14 protein-coding genes and 1 pseudogene are annotated in these 18,448 nt (G+C 65.7%); 9 read left to right on the top strand and 6 right to left on the bottom strand.

All coding sequences use genetic code 11. The annotated features are described in order from the left end of the window. Nucleotides 1–26: 26 nt before the first annotated feature. On the top strand, nt 27–1,166 hold the full coding sequence (locus IPM49_07775; protein MBK9274423.1) for an acyl-CoA dehydrogenase: 1,140 nt from the start codon (nt 27–29) through the stop codon (nt 1,164–1,166). On the opposite strand, the gene IPM49_07770 is transcribed toward IPM49_07775, so the two are convergent. From IPM49_07770 to IPM49_07760, 3 genes and pseudogenes are all read right to left on the bottom strand, one after another. Continuing rightward, nucleotides 1,163–2,458: a UDP-N-acetylmuramoyl-tripeptide--D-alanyl-D-alanine ligase gene (locus IPM49_07770; GenBank protein MBK9274422.1), complete on the bottom strand. Its 1,296-nt coding sequence runs from the start codon at nt 2,456–2,458 to the stop codon at nt 1,163–1,165. The genes IPM49_07775 and IPM49_07770 overlap by 4 nt on opposite strands. 687 nt (nt 2,459–3,145) lie before the next feature. Next, a pseudogene (locus IPM49_07765) lies at nt 3,146–4,267 on the bottom strand (SUMF1/EgtB/PvdO family nonheme iron enzyme). Between the two features lie 27 nt (nt 4,268–4,294). Continuing rightward, nucleotides 4,295–5,281 (bottom strand): type IX secretion system membrane protein PorP/SprF, encoded by a 987-nt coding sequence (locus tag IPM49_07760; protein ID MBK9274421.1) that lies wholly within the window; start codon nt 5,279–5,281, stop codon nt 4,295–4,297. A gap of 171 nt (nt 5,282–5,452) precedes the next feature. Here IPM49_07760 and porU point away from each other — a divergent pair, with 171 nt between their 5' ends. The 3 genes from porU (at nt 5,453) to IPM49_07745 (ending at nt 11,285) form a co-directional block, all read left to right on the top strand. Then, nucleotides 5,453–9,442 carry a type IX secretion system sortase PorU gene (porU, locus tag IPM49_07755; protein ID MBK9274420.1) on the top strand — a complete coding sequence of 1,330 codons (3,990 nt, stop codon included), beginning with the start codon at nt 5,453–5,455 and terminating at the stop codon, nt 9,440–9,442. A gap of 68 nt (nt 9,443–9,510) precedes the next feature. Further along, nucleotides 9,511–10,806, top strand: a complete 1,296-nt coding sequence (gene porV / locus IPM49_07750; protein ID MBK9274419.1) for a type IX secretion system outer membrane channel protein PorV — start codon at nt 9,511–9,513, stop codon at nt 10,804–10,806. Next, a complete protein-coding gene (locus IPM49_07745) occupies nt 10,806–11,285 on the top strand; it encodes a 2-C-methyl-D-erythritol 2,4-cyclodiphosphate synthase (GenBank protein MBK9274418.1) in 480 nt (159 codons plus the stop codon). Before porV ends, IPM49_07745 begins: the two co-directional genes overlap by 1 nt. Here IPM49_07745 and IPM49_07740 read toward each other — a convergent pair. Then, nucleotides 11,282–11,941 carry a DUF4956 domain-containing protein gene (locus IPM49_07740; GenBank protein ID MBK9274417.1) on the bottom strand — a complete coding sequence of 220 codons (660 nt, stop codon included), beginning with the start codon at nt 11,939–11,941 and terminating at the stop codon, nt 11,282–11,284. The two genes, IPM49_07745 and IPM49_07740, sit on opposite strands and share 4 nt — an antisense overlap. A 12-nt stretch (nt 11,942–11,953) precedes the next feature. Continuing rightward, nucleotides 11,954–12,715 (bottom strand): polyphosphate polymerase domain-containing protein, encoded by a 762-nt coding sequence (locus IPM49_07735; protein MBK9274416.1) that lies wholly within the window; start codon nt 12,713–12,715, stop codon nt 11,954–11,956. 90 nt (nt 12,716–12,805) lie between these two features. Here IPM49_07735 and IPM49_07730 point away from each other — a divergent pair, with 90 nt between their 5' ends. The 5 genes from IPM49_07730 to IPM49_07710 all read left to right on the top strand — a co-directional run bounded on the left by IPM49_07730 (nt 12,806) and on the right by IPM49_07710 (nt 16,858). Then, nucleotides 12,806–13,291: a cytidine deaminase gene (locus tag IPM49_07730; GenBank protein MBK9274415.1), complete on the top strand. Its 486-nt coding sequence runs from the start codon at nt 12,806–12,808 to the stop codon at nt 13,289–13,291. A 53-nt stretch (nt 13,292–13,344) separates the two neighbouring features. After that, the gene (gene pdhA, locus IPM49_07725; GenBank protein ID MBK9274414.1) at nt 13,345–14,382 is read left to right on the top strand and encodes a pyruvate dehydrogenase (acetyl-transferring) E1 component subunit alpha; all 1,038 of its coding nucleotides are present in this window, start codon (nt 13,345–13,347) and stop codon (nt 14,380–14,382) included. A 115-nt stretch (nt 14,383–14,497) separates the two neighbouring features. Beyond that, complete coding sequence (locus IPM49_07720; protein ID MBK9274413.1) at nt 14,498–15,778, top strand: pyruvate dehydrogenase complex dihydrolipoamide acetyltransferase; 1,281 nt, start codon at nt 14,498–14,500, stop codon at nt 15,776–15,778. A 19-nt stretch (nt 15,779–15,797) separates the two neighbouring features. After that, complete coding sequence (locus IPM49_07715) at nt 15,798–16,463, top strand: hypothetical protein (GenBank protein MBK9274412.1); 666 nt, start codon at nt 15,798–15,800, stop codon at nt 16,461–16,463. Between the two features lie 173 nt (nt 16,464–16,636). After that, nucleotides 16,637–16,858, top strand: a complete 222-nt coding sequence (locus IPM49_07710; protein MBK9274411.1) for a hypothetical protein — start codon at nt 16,637–16,639, stop codon at nt 16,856–16,858. A 615-nt stretch (nt 16,859–17,473) separates the two neighbouring features. On the opposite strand, the gene IPM49_07705 is transcribed toward IPM49_07710, so the two are convergent. Beyond that, nucleotides 17,474–18,409 (bottom strand): CHAD domain-containing protein, encoded by a 936-nt coding sequence (locus IPM49_07705; GenBank protein MBK9274410.1) that lies wholly within the window; start codon nt 18,407–18,409, stop codon nt 17,474–17,476. Nucleotides 18,410–18,448 lie beyond the last annotated feature (39 nt).

The raw sequence follows: 18,448 nt of genomic DNA, 5'->3' as shown, positions 1-18,448 counted from the left end.
CCATGGACGTGCTCTCAGGAACCGCGATGAACTTCGAGCTCACCGAGGAACAACTCGCCGTGCAGGCCGCCGCGCGCGACTTCGCCCAGAACGTGCTGAAGCCGGGGGTGATCGAGCGCGATCGCGAGCAGCGCTTCCCGGCGGACGAGATCCGGCAGCTGGGTGAACTGGGCTTCCTGGGGATGATGGTGAGCCCCGAGTACGGGGGCGGCGGCATGGACACCGTGAGCTATGTGCTGGCCATGGAGGAGATCAGCAAGGTGGACGCCAGCTGCTCAGTGGTGATGAGCGTGAACAACAGCCTGGTGTGCTGGGGACTGGAGACCTTCGGCAACGAGGAGCAGAAGCGCAAGTACCTGGTGCCCCTGGCCAAGGGCGAGAAGATCGGGGCCTTCTGCCTCAGCGAGCCCGAGGCCGGCAGCGACGCCACCAGCCAGCGCACCACCGCCGTGGACATGGGCGATCACTACCTGCTCAACGGAACCAAGAACTGGATCACCAACGGCGGCAGCGCCAGCACCTATCTGGTGATGGCCCAGACCGATGTGGCCAAGGGACACAAGGGCATCAACTGCCTCATCGTGGAGAAGGGCATGCCCGGCTTCACGGTGGGCGCCAAGGAGGACAAGCTGGGCATCCGGGGCAGCGACACGCACACGCTGATGTTCCAGGACGTGAAGGTGCCCAAGGCCAATCGCATCGGTGAGGACGGCTTCGGCTTCAAGTTCGCCATGAAGACGCTGAGCGGCGGCCGTATCGGCATCGCCGCTCAGGCCCTCGGCATCGCCAGCGGGGCCTATGAACTGGCGCTGGCCTACAGCAAGGAGCGCAGCGCCTTCGGCAAGCCCATCCATCAGCACCAGGCCATCGCCTTCAAGCTGGCCGACATGGCCACCGAGATCGAGGCCGCCCGCCTGCTGTGCCTGAAGGCCGCCTGGTTGAAGGACACCCACGGCAACTACGACCTGGCCGGCAGCATGGCCAAGCTCTTCGCCAGCGAGGTGGCCATGCGCACCACGGTGGAGGCGGTGCAGGTGCACGGCGGCTACGGGTACGTCAAGGAGTACCACGTGGAGCGCCTGATGCGCGACGCCAAGATCACGCAGATCTATGAGGGCACCAGCGAGGTGCAGCGCATCGTGATCGGAAGGAGCGTGGTGGGCTAGAGCGCCGGAACCAGCGCCTCGAGCTTCGTTCCGCGGGAACCCTTCACAAGGATCAGTCCTCCCTCCACCGGGTTCCGCCGGAACGCGTCCAGTGCGGCGTTGACGTCCGTGTACGCTGTGCTGCCTGGAGCTGCCAGCTCCGTGAACTCAGGCCCGACGTACACGGCGTCCAGGCCGAGCCTGCGGACCAGGGCGATCACCGCCTCATGCTCCGTGCGGCTGTCGGCCCCCAGTTCCTTCATGCCCCCCAGGATGGCCAGCTTGGGGCGTGCGCCGGGCAGGGCGGCGAAGTTCTCCAGCGCCGCCTTCATGCTGCTGGGGTTGGCGTTGTAAGCGTCCAGGACCAACTGGTTGCGGCCCGTGTCGGTGAACTGACTGCGGTTGTTGGCCGGCGTGTAGTCCGCCAGGGCCTGCGCGATCGTTGCATCCTGCACGCCGAAGTGCTGACCGATGCATGCGGCCGCGAGCGCGTTGGGCGCGTTGTAGCCGCCGATGAGCCGTGTGCGCACCCGTTGCTCCGATCCCTCCCGGCCGGTGAAGACCAGTTCCAGGAACGGACCGTCGCCGGGTACGGCCCGGCCGCGCGTGTCGCAGTTCGGGCCAGTGCCGTAGGTGACGCGCGCGAGGCCTTCGCTCTTCGTCATCAGCAGTGGGTCGTCGGCGTGCACGAACAGGGTTCCGCCATGACCGCGCAGGAAATCGAACAGCTCGGTCTTCGCCTTCACCACTCCCTCGTAGCTGCCGAAGCCTTCCAGGTGGGCACGGCCGATGTTGGTGATGAGCCCGTGGGTGGGCTCGGCAAGGGCCATCAGTTCGGCGATGTCACCCACATGGTTGGCGCCCATCTCGATGATGGCGATGCGGTGTTCGGCCGTGAGGCGCAACAGCGTGAGCGGCACGCCGATGTGGTTGTTCAGGTTGCCGCTGGTGGCCAGGGTGGGCCGGTCCGCAGCCAGCACCGCATGCACCAGCTCCTTGGTGGTGGTCTTGCCGTTGGTGCCGGTGATGGCCACCACGGGGATGGCGAAGCGGCGACGATGGTGAAGGGCGAGCTGTTGCAGGGCCTTCAGCGCGTCGGGCACCAGCAGGTAACGGTCGTCCAGGGCGACGGCCGGGTCATCCACCATGGCGTGGCGGCAGCCTCCGGCGAGGGCCTGCGCGGCGAAGGCGTTGGCCTTGAAGCTGGGTCCCCTGAGGGCCACGAAAAGGCTGCCGGGTGCCAGCGCGCGCGTGTCCGTGCACACACCGGTGCAGCGCAGAAAGGCCTCGTGGAGCTGGGCGATGGAGGTCATGGAAACGAAGGACCCCGGCTGTTGGCCGGGGTCCCAAGGTAGCGGTGCGGCTCCTCAGCGCTTGATGTTCTTGCGGCGCTTGTCCTCGCCAAGGCCCACGGGGCTGCCCACACGGGTCATGGCGCAGCGGAATCCGATGGTGGCCGTGCTCTGGCGTTCATCCAGGAAGCGGCGTGTGGATGGGCCGGCCCAGTAGATGCGATCGGCCCAGCTGGCGCCCTTGAACACCCGGGCGCGATCGTTCACCAGAGTGGTCTTGCCCCAGTCATACATGGCGTTGCCCTCGAAGTCGGGGTTCTCGTAGTAGATGCTGCTCTCGATGTCGCCGTCGCGGTAATCGATGTTGTCGCTCTGGCGGTAGTTGCGACGGTCGATGTTCTCCTCCACGGTGACGTTGCGCATGCGGATGTCGCCGGGCTGGTCGGCCTGGTAGTCGCTGATGCCGCTCAGCAGCTTGGGGCTGATCTCCAGGTCCTGACCCTTGATCATGTCCACCATGTCCTGCACGCGCTGCATCGCTGCATCGCTCTTGCGGGTATTGTTGAACTCGATGGCCTGGTCGATGGCGGCCAGGAGGTCGTCGATGAGCTTGGCCTCCTCCGGAGTGGCCTTGCGCTGCATCTCCTTCTGGAACTCGGTGAGGAAGTACTTGATGCCGTCCACATCGTACACCACCAGGTCGTGCTTGTCCTGCACGGCACCGTCGCTGTTGAGCACCTTGGTCTTGAACACGCTGCCGCGGAAGGGGCGGAAGTCGTCCTTGTCCTCGGGGCTCAGCGGACGGTACACGTCCATCACCCACTCGCTGACGTTGCCGGCCATGTTGTAGAGGCCGTAGTCGTTGGGCCAGTAGCTGAACACCGGTGCGGTGATGTCGGCGTTGTCGTTCAGGCTGCCGGCCACGCCCATGTAGTCGCCTTTGCCGCGCATGAAGTTGCCGCGGAAATCGCCGTAGAACGCGCCGCCCTTCTTGCGGCTGTCGTAGCGCACCCAGTGGCCGTTCCACGGATAGATGCGGCGCTCGATGATCCGCTCGTCCACCGTGTTGCCCACCAGTCCGAAGGCGGCGAACTCCCACTCGGCCTCGGTCGGCAGGCGGTAGCGGGGCAGCAGGATGCCGTCCTCCATGCGGATGTTGCGCGTGTCGCGGTTGGGGTTGAAGTCCTGCACCCCGTCCACCTTCTTGCCGCTCTCGTACTGACCGGCGAGGTAGGCGTCGGTGGTGAAGTGGTCCTCGTTGATCTGATTGGGGTAGTGCTCGAAGAGGCCCTCGCGGATGAGGATGATCTCGTTCACGCGGTCCGTCCGCCAGGCGCAATAGTCGTTGGCCTGCAGCCAGTTGACGCCCACCACGGGGTAGTCGCGGTAGGCGGGGTGGCGCAGGTAGTACTCGGTGTAGGGCTCATTGAAGGCCAGTTTGCTGCGCCACACCAGGGTGTCGGGCAGGGCCTTCTTGTAGATCTCGGGGTAGTCCGCGGCGAACACCCGCTCCAACCAGTAGAGGTACTCCAGCCAGTAGAAGTTGGTCACCTCCACCTCGTCCATATAGAAGGACGAGACGGTGACGGTGCGGGGGATATGGTTCCACTCATGGAGCAGGTCATCGGTGACGCGGCCCATGGTGAACTGGCCACCCTCGACGAGGATGAGGCCCGGGCCGTTCTCCTGGTCCTCGAAGGGGGCCTTCTCAAAGCCTCCGTTCTTGGAGTCGTTGTAGTTCCAGCCGGTGGCACCGCTCTTCTCGAACTGGCACGAGGAGAGGAGGGCGACGGGGGCGGCCAGGAGGGCGGTCTTCCAAACGCGGTCCATGGTGCAGGGGTGTGTTGGTGGCGCAGCTCAGAACGTGGGGCAGGCGACCACGCGGAAGCGGCGTTTCTTGGGCTTGCAGTTGAACTGGAGCTGGACGCTGACCTCGTGCGAACCGGCCGTGGCCGTGGTGAGCTTGGAGGTGGTGACGTCGTAGCTGTACCCGAACTTGAAGCGTTCGGTGTGGAATCCGATCAAGGCGATGAAGGCGTCGCGCGTGCGGTACCAGATGCCGGCGGTGATGGGGCCGTGGTCCACGTACAAGCCCAGGTTCAACTGGCGGAACTGGGCCTGCTGCTGGAAGAGGATGTTCGGGGAGATGCGCGTCCTGGCCTCGCCATACTTGCCCTTCATGCCAATGGGGATGGCCGCACCGGCATGCGCGGTGTACTTGCGCGGCAGGCGCGAAGTGCCTACGATGAGCGATTCGTTCGGTTCGCTGAGGTGATGCACGGCAATGCCCACGAAGAAGATGTCGCTGTAGCCTAGAACGCCAGCGGAGAAGTCGGCATTGCCCACCGAGCCGCCGCGGGGCACATCGTTGGTGGTGTAAATGAAGCCGCGGCGTGGGTCGATCTGGTCACCGAAGGTGAGCTTGCTCCAGTCCAGCGACTTCTGGAAGTAGGTGGCCTGGGCCCCGAACTTCATGCTGAACTTCCGGTTGATGGCCAGCTGATAGCTGTAGATCGCGCTGGCCGTGGTGGTGTTCAACGTGCCCTTGCCGGCCTGGTCATGGGTCACCAGCACCCCCAGCCCTCCAAGGATGGCATCCACATGTTGATCATAGCTCGCACTGGTGGTGACGAAGGTGCCTGTGAGGGCCGGCCACTGATTGCGGTAGTTGAGCACCACCCGCGGGCAGCGTGCCGTGCCGGCGAAGGCCGGGTTGAGGTAGAGCGGATTGGCGTAGAACTGGGTGAACTGCGGGTCCTGCGCCTGCGTTGTTCCCATGAATGCCACGCATCCCGCCAGCACCATGGCCGCACGACGCATCTTGCCCCTGATCACGCTTCCCATCATCCGTAGCTCTGCTGCGAACGCCAAGTATACGTACCCGATCGCATTGCGGTTCCCCGCCCCGGTCCGCAATGATCCCGACCAGGCCCCGTTGAAGCGGGTGCTCCGCAACGCACCGGCCGAAGGTAGTACTTTCGGTCATTCCTGTTGAAAACCTGTTGATCACTGTTCATGATCCGGTCCCTGCACCTCCCCCTCGCCATCCTCCTGTTCACCGGCGTGGCCGCCACCGCACAGGAGCGGACCGCCCCCCCTCAACGGTCCGTCCCCACAGGACCCACACGGACGGCTCCGGCACCGGGCCGGACCAACCCGACGGTGGGTGCCGTTCCCCCCACGCAGCCCACGCGCAGCGTGCAGAACACCCGGAACGACGAGCGGGTCGTGACCGAGCGCGGGACCCCTGCGACCGCCCCGCGGGCCATGCACCTGGACCCGGCCCGGCAGGACCTCCCCTTCCATCATGAGGTGCGCCCCTTGGGGAGCGGCACGACCTCCTTTTCCGCCCACCTCACCAACACCACCTACATCCCGATGATCCGGGAGGAGGTGGAAGGCCAGCCCGGATTGGATGCGGCGTGGACACAACCTCTTGTGGTGACCCGCCTGGCGACCCAGCGCAAGCAGCCCATGGCGCTGGTGGACATCTATCCTTATAGGAAGAACAGCGGTACCGGACAATGGGAGCGATTGACCTCGTACACCCTGTCCATCGTGGAAGGTCGGGGCGGAGGACCCCTCGTCCAGCCCAAGAGCTATCCGCCCACCTCCCGACTGGCCTCGGGCGAATGGTATCGCGTGCAGTTGACGCAGGACGGCGTGTACGCACTGACGTATGAGCAGCTGGAGGACATGGGCCTGGCCGGAACGGTGCCCAGCGACCAAGTGAACCTGTACGGCCGCCACCACGGCATGCTGCCCTTCGAGAACGACCAACTGCCGGGGACGGACCTGGTGCCCAACGCGGTGGTCATGGAGGATGGTGGGGATGGCACCTTCGGCCCCGGCGACCGCCTCGTCTTCTACGCCACCGGTCCGCACCGTTGGACCCTGGATGGCGGCACCGGCCGCTTCCGGCATACCAAGCATGTGTTCTCCGACTCCGCTTCGTACTTCGTGGGCATCGGGGTGGAACCCGCCCTGCGTGTGGGCACCCTCCCGGAGGTGCTTGATCCCGCCACCCGCACCAGCACCTCGTTCGACGACCGGCAGTTCCTCGAGGTGGATGCGGTGACCCTGCTCAAGTCAGGGCGTGAGCTCTATGGAGATGTCTATGACCTCACCACGACCTACTCGTACAACTTCGGTGTGCCCTTCCTCCGCCCGCAGGACCCGGCCTGCCTGGTGATGGACGTGCTGTCGCGCACGGTGGGCACGGGGAACGCGAGCAGCTGGCGGGTGACCTCCGGCGCCGCCCTGGACTCCACCGTGTCCGTGCAGGGCGTGCCCAACGGCTACACCGGGGAGCAGGCCAAATCCACGCGACACACCTTCTGCTTCAACGCCTCGGGCAATAACCTGCCCTTCACGGTCACCTTCATCAAGCACAACCCCGCATCCTCCATCGGGTGGATGAACTTCCTGGAGCTGAACGCGCGCAGGGACCTCAAGCTGGTGGGCAACCAGATGCTCTTCCGCGACCTCACCAGCGTGGGGGCGGGCGAGGTGACGGACTTCGTGCTGGACCAGGCCTCCGGGCCCCTCACTATCTGGGACATCACCGACCCCGCCGCTGTCATGCAGGTGCCGGTGACCGACAACGGCACCCAGAAGCTGTTCCGGCTGCGCACCGACAGCCTGCGCCAGTTCGCGGCTTTTCGGAGCACGGGCCTGCTGACCCCCACGCCGGCGGGGAAGGTCCCCAACCAGGACCTGCACGCGACCGCCCTGCCGACCGACCTGGTGATCGTGGTGCCCGACGCCTTCCGGGCCGCGGCGCAGCAGATCGCCGACCGCCGTGTCAGCGAAGGCCTCACCGTGGTCCTGGTGAGCCCGCAGGAGGTGTACAACGAGTTCTCCTCCGGCATGCGCGATGCCACGGCCATCAAGCGCTACATGAAGATGCTGTACGACAAGGCGGGAACGGACCCCGCGTTGATGCCCCGCTACCTGCTGCTGTATGGCGACGGCTCCTACAACAACCTTAACCGGGCGCTCAGCAACCAGAGCTTCCTGCCGAGCTATCAGACCGCCAATTCCTGGCATGCCAGCCTCAGCTACTGCTCGGATGACTACTTCGGACTGCTGGACAATGATGAAGGGGAGTACCAGGGCGATCTGGTGGACATCGGCGTGGGCCGCATCCCGGTGAGCTCCATCTCCCAGGCCCAGGAGATGGCGTCCAAGATCCTGAACTATGACAGGCTGCAGCTGATGAACGGCACCGAGGCCCAGTGCGCCGTGGGCAGTGATGGTGGCATCAACGACTGGCGCACCTGGCTCCTCTTCGCCAGCGACGACCAGGAAGGCGACGTCTTTGAAAGCACCATCCACATGAGCCAGAGCGATGCCCTGGCCACCGCCGTGGAGAACGAGTTCCCGTGCTACAACGTCAACAAGGTGTACCTGGACGCCTACCAGCAGACGAGCACACCCGGTGGCGAGCGCTACCCCGAGGCCCAGGCCGATCTGCGTGACGGCGTGCAGCGCGGCGCGCTGCTGGTGAACTACGTGGGCCATGGCGGCGAGGTGGGCTGGGCGCACGAGCGTTTTCTGGACAACTCCACCATTCTGGGCTGGAGCAACCTGGACCGGTTGCCGCTGTTCATGACGGCAACCTGTGAGTTCAGCCGGTGGGACGACCCCGCGCGGACCTCGGCCGGTGAGTATGTGCTGCTGAACCCCAACGGGGGCGGCATCGGGCTGATGACCACCACCCGCATCGCCTACAGCAACCAGAACTACGCCCTGTCCCAGGACTTCTACGACCACGTGTTCGAGCGTGTCGACGAGCAGGGCCGGCCGGCCGCGCTGGGCGATGTGTTCCGCCGCACCAAGGTGGACATCACCACCGCCCAGCCCTCGCAGGTGAACCATCGCAACTTCTCCCTGCTCGGCGACCCCAGCATGCGGCTGGCCATGCCACGCCACGAGGTGCGCATCACCGCCATCACGGACACGCTCGGTAACCCGGTTGATACGATGAACGCGCTGGCCACCGTGAGGATCACAGGAGAGGTGGTGGATGCGGGCGGCAACCTGCTCACCGGGCTCAACGGCCTGGTGATCCCCACGGTGTTCGACAAGCGCGTGCAGCAGCAGACGCTGGCCAATGACGGTGGCTCCCCGTTCCCCTTCAGCCTGCGCAAGAACATCATCTACCGCGGCATGGCCACGGTGAGCGGTGGGCTGTTCAGCTTCACCTTCGTAGTGCCGCAGGACATCAACTACCTGGTGGGCCCTGGCCGCATCAGCTGCTATGTGGAGAACCTGGAGACCAACGGCTGTGGTGCCACGAACGATGCGCTGGTCGGCGGCACCGCCACGAACGTCGCCCCGGATGAGGACGGTCCCACGGTCCAGGTGTTCATGAACGACGACCGCTTCGTGCGCGGCGGCATCACCAACGAGGACCCGCTGCTGCTGGTGAAGCTCTATGATGCCAATGGGATCAATACCATGGGCAGCAGCATCGGCCACGACCTGGTGGCGGTGCTGGACGAGAACACCGACCAGGCCATCGTGCTGAACGACCAGTACGAGGCCGATCTGGACACCTACCGCAGCGGCTCGGCCCGCTACCGCTTCGATGACCTGGCCGAGGGGGGGCACACCCTGCGGGTGAAGGCCTGGGACGTGTTCAACAACTCCGCCGAGGCCAGCACCGAGTTCGTGGTGGCCCCCAGTGCCGAACTGGCCCTGGAGCACGTGCTGAACTACCCCAACCCCTTCACCACCAACACCCAGTTCTTCTTCGAGCACAACCGGCCGTGCACCACCCTGGACGTTCAGGTGCAGGTGTTCACCGTGGCCGGGCGGCTGGTGAAGACGATCAACCGGCAGCTGGCCTGCGAGGGCTTCCGCAGCGAGCCCCTGGCCTGGGACGGCCGCGACGACTACGGTGACAAGCTGGGCCGCGGGGTGTACGTGTACCGCCTCAACGTGATGACCCCCGAGGGCGACAAGGCCGAAAAGCTGGAGAAGCTCGTGATCCTCAGGTGATCGGCACACAATATCCAGGGGGGAGGAGGCGTATATTTGCCGTCCTTTTTCCGCAGACCCCGACCCTGATGCGTCATTCCTTGTCCCTGAGCCGCTCCGGTCCCCTCCTCGGCGCGCTCATCCTTCCGCTGTTGTCCCTCGCACAGGTGAGTTCGGACTGCATCAACCAGGTGACCGGACAGCCCTGCGGGCAGGACCTGAACACGATCACCACCGCGGTGCCCTTCCTGATGATCTCGGTGGACAGCCGGGCGGGCGGCATGGGCGATGCCGGGGTGGCCATCTCCCCGGACGCCAACTCGATCCACTGGAACCCCTCGAAGCTGGCCTTCGCGCCCAACGATGGGGAGTTCCACATCAGTTTCAGCCCCTGGCTCCGCAACCTGGTGCCGGACATGAGCCTGGCGTACGTGGCCGGTTACGGCCGGCTGGGCAACAAGAAGAGCACCATCGGGGGCTCGTTGCGCTACTTCGACCTGGGCAGCATCCAGTTCACCGACCAGAACGGCAACCCCATCCGCGAGTTCAAGCCCGCCGAGTTCGCCGTGGACATCGCCTTCGCCCAGCAGTTCAGCGACTTCTTCAGCGGCGGCATCGCCGTGCGGTACATCAACAGCAACCTCACCGGCGGCCTCAACGTGAACAACGCCAACACCAAGGCCGGCCAGTCGGTGGCCGCCGACGTCTCCTTCTACTACCAGAAGCCCGACCTGCAACTGGGCGACAACACGGGCACCTTCGCCTTCGGCCTCAACATCTCCAACATCGGCGCCAAGATGTCGTACTCCGAGACGGCCCGGCGGGACTTCATCCCCATCAACCTCCGTCTCGGTCCGCGCTTCACCTACGACATCGACGACTACAACAGCATCAGCTTCCACTTCGACGCCAACAAGCTGCTGGTGCCCACCCCGCCGATCTTCGAGCTGGACAGCGCCGGCAACTATGTGGTGGACCCCACCACCGGCCAGTTCGTGATCGCCAGCGGCAAGGACCCCAACGTGGGCGTGGCCGAAGGGGTGTTCCAGAGCTTCGGTGATGCGCCGGGCTGGTACGACCAGAACGGCCAGCTGGTGAGCGGAAGCAAGACCAAGGAGGAGTTCCGCGAGATCAACCTGGGCGGTGGCCTGGAGTACTGGTACGCCAAGCAGTTCGCCTTCCGCGCCGGCTACTTCTGGGAGCACTACACCAAGGGCAACCGCAAGTACTTCACGCTGGGCGCCGGCGTGCGCTACAGCATCTTCTCGATCGACCTGAGCTACCTGATCGCCAACACGCAGCGCAGCCCGCTGGCCAACACGCTGCGCTTCACGCTCGGGTTCAACTTCGACAAGAGCAAGAAGAAGAAGCAGGAGGCCGAGTGATGCGCTTCCGGGTCGGCTTCGGGTACGATGTGCACCGGCTGGCCGAAGGGCGGGCCCTGTGGTTGGGCGGCGTGCGCATCGACCACCACACCGGCCTTCTGGGCCACAGCGATGCCGACGTGCTGCTGCATGCCCTCTGCGATGCCCTGTTGGGCGCCGCCGGCCTGCCCGACATCGGCCACCATTTCCCCGACACCGACCCGCGCTGGAAGGGCGCCGACAGCACCGGGCTGCTCCGCGAGGTGGTGCGCCTGATCGGCGAAAAGGGCTGGCGCGTGGGCAACGTGGACTGCAGCCTGGTGATGGAGCGTCCGCGGATCAAGCCGCACATCCCGGCCATGAAGCGTGTGATCGCGCCCATCCTCGGGGTGGAGGAGGAGGCCGTGGGCATCAAGGCCACCACCAACGAGAAGCTTGGGTACGTGGGCCGCGAGGAGGGCGCGTGCGCCTACGCCGTGGCGCTCATCCATGCCGACTAGTCGTCCCCGTCGTCGGCCGCCATTTCCGTGAACGAGCCGGGCGCCTGCTCATCGTCGTAGTAGAACACACGCAGCTGGGCCGTGTCGCGCAGCAGGTCGATGCGCCCCACCTCCACCCGGCTCACCGTGATGCCCAGCCGCTGCTTCAGGTCGGTGTGCAGGGCGTCCCGCTGGCCGGGCCGGATGAGGTCCACCCGGTCGTAGATCAACTGGCGCATGGCCTCGTGCCGGGTGAGCCACAGGTGCTCCAGGGCATAGGTCACCAGCAGGATCATGCCGTCGGTGAACAGCAGTTCGGCCAGGCTGATCTTCTTGCTCACCAGCGCGTTGATCACCGCCAGGCTGATCACCGCGAACAGGTAGGTCATGTCCTTGATGCTGATCTGCTCGGTGCGGTAGCGCAGGATGCCGAAGATGGCGAAGAGGCCGAAGGCGAAGCCGATGCTCAGCTTCACGTTGTTCAGCAGGACGCACAGGAAGAAGATCAGGATGTTGAAGAGGAAGTAGGTGAACAGGTAGTCCTTCTTCCGATGGATGGGGTAATAGATGAGGCGGATGAGGATGAAGAGCACCGCCGCGTCCAGCGTGAACTTGAAGAGCAGCTCCCACATGTCCTCGTGGAAGACGCGCATGCCGAAGAGCTTCATGGTCATCATGGTGGAAGGGGGTCAGGCGGCCTGCTGGATGCGGTCGAGGTGGCGCAGCACCTCCTTGAACCGGTTGTACTTGAGGGTGGGGAGCAGCTGAAGCAGCCCGATGCAGTACTTGCTCATGCCGGCGGGGCGGATGCCGCGCGCCCGCATGGCGCGGGCGAAGTGCGAACCGCGATCGGCCCGGCCCTGCTTCAGTTCGGCCACCACGATGCCGTCCAGATCGACCTCGTGCGATGGATCATGGAACAGGCTGAAGCGCAGGCCCAGGTCGATGGTGAGGCGCTCGGCGCGCTCGCGGTGCACGAAGGTGAGCCGCACGAAGCGGTTCCACAGCACCGGTACGAGGGCTTCCGTGCTGCGTGAGGCATGGGCCACGAAGGCGGCCTGGTCGCCTGCCAGCGTGCCGGGGATGGCCTCCACCTTCAGCCGGCGCTTGTCCGTGCGGCCCGCCCCGGTCTTGCGCTTCACCTCCAGGAAGCAGAGCCCGCTTCCCACGTACTCCCGGAAGCGCACCTTGCGGCGCAGCGTGCGTCCGTTGTGGTGGTCGTGGTAGTCCCGCAGGCCCGGCGTGTCGAAGTACAGCGAACGGTAGTGGCCGCCCCGCACACCGTCCACCTCCAGCAGGCGGTAGTGCGGCCGCATGTCCTCTAGCACGGCCGGCAGCACGGCACGACCGAACACGTACTTGGTGTCCATGCGGTCCTGCAGCTTCACACCGTCCATCTCCGCGAGGGTGATGGGCGCGAAGCGTTCGAGCAGTGCAGGCAGCGTCGTCATCGCGGGGGCGCCAAAGCTAGGGATCGGTGCGGGTGGAAGGGGTGTGCCGAGCGGTCCGGGGCCCTACCTTCGGCCACCTTTCCCCGGCCCATGTCCAGCACGCGCAAGGTGACCACCGTGTACATGCACCACGCCGCGTGGAGCGCCCTGCCCAAGGAGGACCAGGAGCTGTTGAAGCTCGCCCAGCGCGCCGCGGCCAACGCCTACGCGCGGTACTCCCGCTTCAAGGTGGGCGCGGCGCTGCGGCTGGAGAGCGGCGAGATCGTACCCGGCAGCAACCAGGAGAACGCCAGCTTCCCGGCGGGCATCTGCGCGGAACGTGCGGCCCTGCATGCCGCCATGAGCGTGCTGCCCAAAGGCACCGTGGAGTGCATGGCCATCGTGGTGCCGCAGGTGAAGGGCCGCGACCCGGTGACGCCCTGCGGCATCTGCCGCCAGGCCCTGCTGGAGCAGGAGCACCGCCAGGGTTCACCCCTGCGGCTGCTGATGGGCATCGTGCGCGGCCCCGTGCTGGAGACCTTCAGCGCTGAAAGCCTGCTGCCGCTCTCCTTCGATAGCAGCTTCCTGAAGCGCTGACGGGCATCGGGGCGGGGGCTATCTTTGGCACCCGCCCGTAGGGCGACACCGCCATGCCCACCAAGACCGCCCCACCCGCCAAGAAGAACGCCCGCCCGGCCGACGGTGGCCACGGCAAGGAGACCTACCAGCGCTGGTTCAAGGACATGCTGCTGATGCGGCGCTTCGAGGAGAAGTGCGGGCAGCTCTACACCATGCAGAAGTTCGGCGGCTTTTGCCACCTCTACATCGGCCAGGAGGCCATCCTCGCGGGCATGGTCACCGCCATGGGCACTGACGACCGCATCATCACCGGCTACCGCGACCACTGCCATCCGCTTGTGCTGGGGGAAACGCCCCACCGCGTGATGGCCGAGCTCTATGGCAGGACCACCGGCACCAGCAAGGGCAAGGGCGGCAGCATGCACTTCTTCGACAAGGGGCGCAACCTCTTCGGCGGCCATGGCATCGTGGGCGGGCAGATCGGCTTGGGCGCCGGCATCGCCTTCGCCGACAAGTACCGCGGTGGCGACCAGGTGACCCTGTGCATGATGGGCGATGGCGCCGTGCGGCAGGGCATGCTGCACGAGACCTTCAACATGGCCATGACCTGGAAGCTTCCGGTCGTGTTCATCATCGAGAACAACCAGTACGCCATGGGCACCAGCGTGGAGCGCACCAGCAATGTGCACGAGCTGCACCGCCTGGGCGAGAGCTACGACATGCCCGGCGAGCCGGTGGACGGCATGAAGTGCGAGGCCGTGCACGCCGCCATCGCCAAGGCTTGCGCCCATTGCCGCGCGGGCCACGGACCCTACCTGCTGGAGATCAACACCTACCGGTACCGCGGCCACAGCATGAGCGACCCGCAGAAGTACCGCAGCAAGGAGGAGGTGGAGGCCTACAAGCAGCAGGACCCCATCGAGGACGTGCGCGCCAAGCTCCTTTCCAACAAGTGGTCCACCGAGGCCGAACTGGAAGCGCTGGACGAGGCGATCAAGAAGGAGGTGGAGGAGGCCGTGAAGTTCGCCGAGGAGAGCCCGCTGCCCGAGGCGAAGGAGCTGTGGGAGGACGTGTACAAGACCCCGGATTATCCGTTCATCAAGGACTGAGATCCGACCGCAACGACGCAACGAACGCTACGAATGCGCCGCGCCAGTGAACAGCGGGTATCATCGATCACCATGGACTTCGCGTTGCGCCGTGGCGGTTAATCACCAAGACACTATGGCTGAGATCGTACGCATGCCGAAGCTGAGCGACACCATGACCGAGGGCGTGGTGGCGAAGTGGCACAAGAAGGTGGGTGACAAGGTGAAGAGCGGGGACATCCTCGCCGAGATCGAGACGGACAAGGCCACCATGGAGTTCGAGAGCTTCCATGACGGTGTGCTGCTGCACATCGGCGTGCCGGAGGGCAAGACCGCCGAGGTGGACAGCCTGCTGGCCGTGTTCGGCAAGGAAGGGGAGGACATCAGCAAGCTGCTCGCTGAATCTGCAAGTAGCGCTCCGAAGGAGCAGGCGCAGGTGCAGGAGGCAAAGACCGCTGCCCCTGCCCCTGCCCCTGCTGCTGCCCCTGCTGCTGCTTCCCCTGCTCCTGCTTCCCCTGCTCCCGCCGCCCCCAAGCCTGCTCCTTCCACTTCAGCGAACGGCAGTGGACGCAAAGCAGCGAGCCCGCTCGCCAAACGTCTGGCCCAGGAGAAGGGCATCGACATCGGCCGGGTGAAGGGCAGTGGTCCCGAGGGCCGCGTGACCAAGCGCGACATCGAGGGGTACTCGGGCGGTGGCATGGCCTATGCCGCACCGCAGGTCGAATCGTTCACCGAGGTGGCCGTGAGCCAGATGCGCAAGACCATCGCGCGTCGCCTGGCCGAGAGCAAGTTCAGCGCACCGCACTTCTACCTCACGCTGGAGATCCCCATGGACCGCGCCATGCAGGTCCGCGAGGCGATCAACGCGAGCATCGCGCCCGACAAGATCAGCTTCAACGACCTGGTGATCAAGGCCGTCGCCGTGGCCCTGAAGCAGCACCCCAAGGTGAACAGCAGCTGGCTCGGCGATCGCATCCGCTACAACGAGCACGTGCACATCGGTGTGGCCGTGGCGGTGGAGGAGGGCCTGCTGGTGCCCGTGGTGCGCTTCGCCGATGGCAAGCCCCTGCGCACCATCGGTGCCGAGGTGCGCGACATGGCGAAGAAGGCGAAGGAGAAGAAGCTGCAACCTGCGGATTGGGAGGGCAACACCTTCACCATCTCCAACCTCGGCATGTTCGGCATCGAGGAGTTCACCGCCATCATCAACCCGCCCGACGCGTGCATCCTGGCCGTGGGCGGCATCGTGGAGAAGCCCGTGGTACGCCACGGCGCCATCGTGCCCGGCCACACCATGAAGGTGACGCTGAGCTGCGACCACCGCGTGGTGGACGGCGCCACCGGAGCCGCCTTCCTCAACACCTTCAAGGGGCTGATGGAAGAGCCGGCGTTGCTGCTGGGGATGGGGGCGATCTGAATACGTCCACCTCCGAAGTATGAAGGCTGGAACCTCCCTGCTGAATGACCTGCGCAATGCGCTGGTCATGATCCTTGTGATCTCGGCCGGTTGTAAGAAGGAGGATGAGACCACCACCCCGGTACCGGACGGTGGTGGAGCCAGTTCCTCGTATGCGCTGAGCCTTGAGTTGGATGGCATTCCGGTACTGAAAACCACCTCGACGGACATTTTCGTCCCGGGCGCGATGGGTAATTCCAACATGGGTCTCACGGTCTGCACGAGCTACCAAGAGTCCATTGTGTCCGATTCCGTGGATGTGAACGACCGTTGGAAAGTGGGCTTGATCAAGACCTTCTATGGCCTGAGCAGTACACCTTCGGTGGACAGCGTGAACACCATGGTCGCGCTGGGGTCACGGTCCTATGGTGCCTTCTTGTGGAACCAATCGACCCTGGCATACGAGGTCGTTGACGGTGTGCGCGTGGAATGGACGGACCCGCTGGGGGTGAAGTGGTCCACAGACCGTGGTACAGCGGATCAGACCGGAAGTAGCTTCAGCATCAACGAGCGCACTTCCACCGGTGATCCCTTTGGCCCCCGATTCACCTTCAAGGTGACCTTCAACTGCAGGCTATACGACGGTGCCGGTAACAGCAAGCAGGTCACCAACGGCGCTCTGCACGGCCCGGTGATCACGCAGTGATCGGCCCACCATCGCTGCTTCGTTCCCATCCGCGTTCCGTTCGGCGATCCATCGGACCACGCGGTCGGCATCTGGTTCGGTGGCCTCGTGTTCGCCTACTGGCTCGCGTCCTTCACCCTGATCCCGGTAAGCGCCCTGCTGCGCCTGTTCGCCGGCGTGATCCCCCTTCGGGCATGTTGACCTGGGGCATGGCTGATGCGCCTGTACCGGTGGTGGTACCAGCGGGCACCTTCACCACGGCCGTGGAGGAGGGCGAGGCGGTGTTCCCCGGCCTGCCCAACCGCGTGCTCCGCACCCACCGGGCCGACGGGATCGGTCTGGTGCAGGACGGGACGAAGTACCTCGCCAGTGGTGGCGGCTTCCGGAAGAAGCTCACGAGCTGGTCGGTGCAGTGACCCGGGGCGTGCGGCTAACTTGCCGCTCGTGCTGAACAGCCTCAAACGGTGGTTGCGGGAGCGGGCCCTGAGCGGTGATGTGGTTCGCTGCCCCTTGTGCGAACGCGGTGCCGTGGCCTATCTGCCCAGCGGTACGCCGCCAAGGCCGCACGCGCTCTGCCCGTTCTGCGGGTCGCTGGAACGCACGCGCATGATGGCCCTCGCCCTGAAGCAGCGCGGTCTTCCCAGAGCCGGACAGCGGGTGTTGCACGTGGCGCCCGACCGCAGCCTGCGCGAGCGGATCCAGGCGACACCTGGGATCACATACGTCGCCGGGGACAAGAAGGAGCCGGGCTACACCTACCCGCCGGGTACCGTGGACCTGGACGTGACCAGCCTGCCGTACCCGGCGGACCACTTCGATCTGGTGATCTGCTCACATGTGCTGGAGCATGTACCGGATGACCGCAGGGCGATGCGCGAGCTCTGCCGCGTGCTGAGGCCCGGTGGCGTGGCCATCCTGCTCGTGCCCATGAGCGACGGGCCCGTCACCGACGAGGACCCTGCGGTGATCGACCCGGACGAGCGCCAGCGGCGCTTCGGGCAGCGGGACCACGTGCGCCTCTACGGGCGCGATTACATCGATCGTCTGCGTGAAGCAGGCTTCACCGTCACGGTGGAGCGGCCTGCGGCCACCCTGCCGGCGGATGCGGTCTTCCGTTTCGGCCTGAAGGCTGACGAGGACCTCGTGCTCGGGACGAAGTGATCCGCGCCTTCCGGCAACAGGGCGTTCAGCTCGATCCGCACACGGCGGTCCATCCACTGAAGGCGGGCGGCCATGCGCTCGGCGAGCACCGCATCGGTGTTCCGATCCTTCGCCCGGCCGCCGAGCAGTTCGCGGAGCAGCACCAGGTCCTGGCGGGTGCCGAGCAGCTGCTGGGCGCTCCGGCACCTGCGCCGGAGTGAAGCCAGCGCGCGTGGGAGCGGCCGGTCCGGCCACAGGTCCAGCGCGTGCACTGCATGCTTGATGCGCTTCCGCACGGTGTGCAACGCATCGGCCGCTTCATCGCGATGGAGGTGTTCCGCAGCGTCGCACAGGTCGTCGTTGATGGCCTTGCTGAGCGCCTGGCGCCATGCGGCCGGGCTCAAACGGCCAAGCCCGGGGACAAGTGCCTTACGCAGCTCATCGACCAAATGGCCCTGCCGTTGCACGGTGCGGAGCAATCGCTCATCCGCCTGCGGGGCGCCGTCCGCCAACCGTTTTCGGGCCCGGGCGGCGGTGCCGCCGGTCGGCGCTTCGGTCGCGAGCAGCTCCAGCAGCACCTGCCGGTCGCGGACGCGGCCGGCCACCTTGAAGAGCCGGTCCAGGCGGCGACGAAGGCGCTTCCGTGTCCGGCATCCGGGTGTGCGCCGCGCCAGGCGGATCAGCGATCGGACGCGCTTGAGCGCCACGCGCAAGGCGTGCACCTCCCCGGGCCCAGGGCCTGCGCCCACAGCGGCCATCGCCCGTTCAAGGGCCGTCACCGCACGCTCCATCCGGAGCGGCAGGGAGGACGCGCGCCGGGCTGCCATCCCTCGAAGGTAACCCGGAGGTGTGCCGTTAACTTGGCC

Source organism: Flavobacteriales bacterium (assembly GCA_016715895.1).
Classification (GTDB): domain Bacteria; phylum Bacteroidota; class Bacteroidia; order Flavobacteriales_F; family PHOS-HE28; genus PHOS-HE28.
The sequence above is the reverse complement of the archived record's forward strand: the minus strand, read 5'-3'. Positions and strand labels throughout refer to the sequence as shown.

Excerpts from the sequence above, each read along its gene's own strand:
- IPM49_07775 (MBK9274423.1), top strand. The coding sequence starts at position 27 with ATGAACTTCGAGCTCACCGAGGAACAACTCGCCGTGCAGGCCGCCGCG.
- IPM49_07770 (MBK9274422.1), bottom strand. The coding sequence starts at position 2,458 with ATGACCTCCATCGCCCAGCTCCACGAGGCCTTTCTGCGCTGCACCGGT.
- IPM49_07760 (MBK9274421.1), bottom strand. The coding sequence starts at position 5,281 with ATGGGAAGCGTGATCAGGGGCAAGATGCGTCGTGCGGCCATGGTGCTG.
- porU (MBK9274420.1), top strand. The coding sequence starts at position 5,453 with ATGATCCGGTCCCTGCACCTCCCCCTCGCCATCCTCCTGTTCACCGGC.
- porV (MBK9274419.1), top strand. The coding sequence starts at position 9,511 with ATGCGTCATTCCTTGTCCCTGAGCCGCTCCGGTCCCCTCCTCGGCGCG.
- IPM49_07745 (MBK9274418.1), top strand. The coding sequence starts at position 10,806 with ATGCGCTTCCGGGTCGGCTTCGGGTACGATGTGCACCGGCTGGCCGAA.
- IPM49_07740 (MBK9274417.1), bottom strand. The coding sequence starts at position 11,941 with ATGATGACCATGAAGCTCTTCGGCATGCGCGTCTTCCACGAGGACATG.
- IPM49_07735 (MBK9274416.1), bottom strand. The coding sequence starts at position 12,715 with ATGACGACGCTGCCTGCACTGCTCGAACGCTTCGCGCCCATCACCCTC.
- IPM49_07730 (MBK9274415.1), top strand. The coding sequence starts at position 12,806 with ATGTCCAGCACGCGCAAGGTGACCACCGTGTACATGCACCACGCCGCG.
- pdhA (MBK9274414.1), top strand. The coding sequence starts at position 13,345 with ATGCCCACCAAGACCGCCCCACCCGCCAAGAAGAACGCCCGCCCGGCC.
- IPM49_07720 (MBK9274413.1), top strand. The coding sequence starts at position 14,498 with ATGGCTGAGATCGTACGCATGCCGAAGCTGAGCGACACCATGACCGAG.
- IPM49_07715 (MBK9274412.1), top strand. The coding sequence starts at position 15,798 with ATGAAGGCTGGAACCTCCCTGCTGAATGACCTGCGCAATGCGCTGGTC.
- IPM49_07710 (MBK9274411.1), top strand. The coding sequence starts at position 16,637 with ATGTTGACCTGGGGCATGGCTGATGCGCCTGTACCGGTGGTGGTACCA.
- IPM49_07705 (MBK9274410.1), bottom strand. The coding sequence starts at position 18,409 with ATGGCAGCCCGGCGCGCGTCCTCCCTGCCGCTCCGGATGGAGCGTGCG.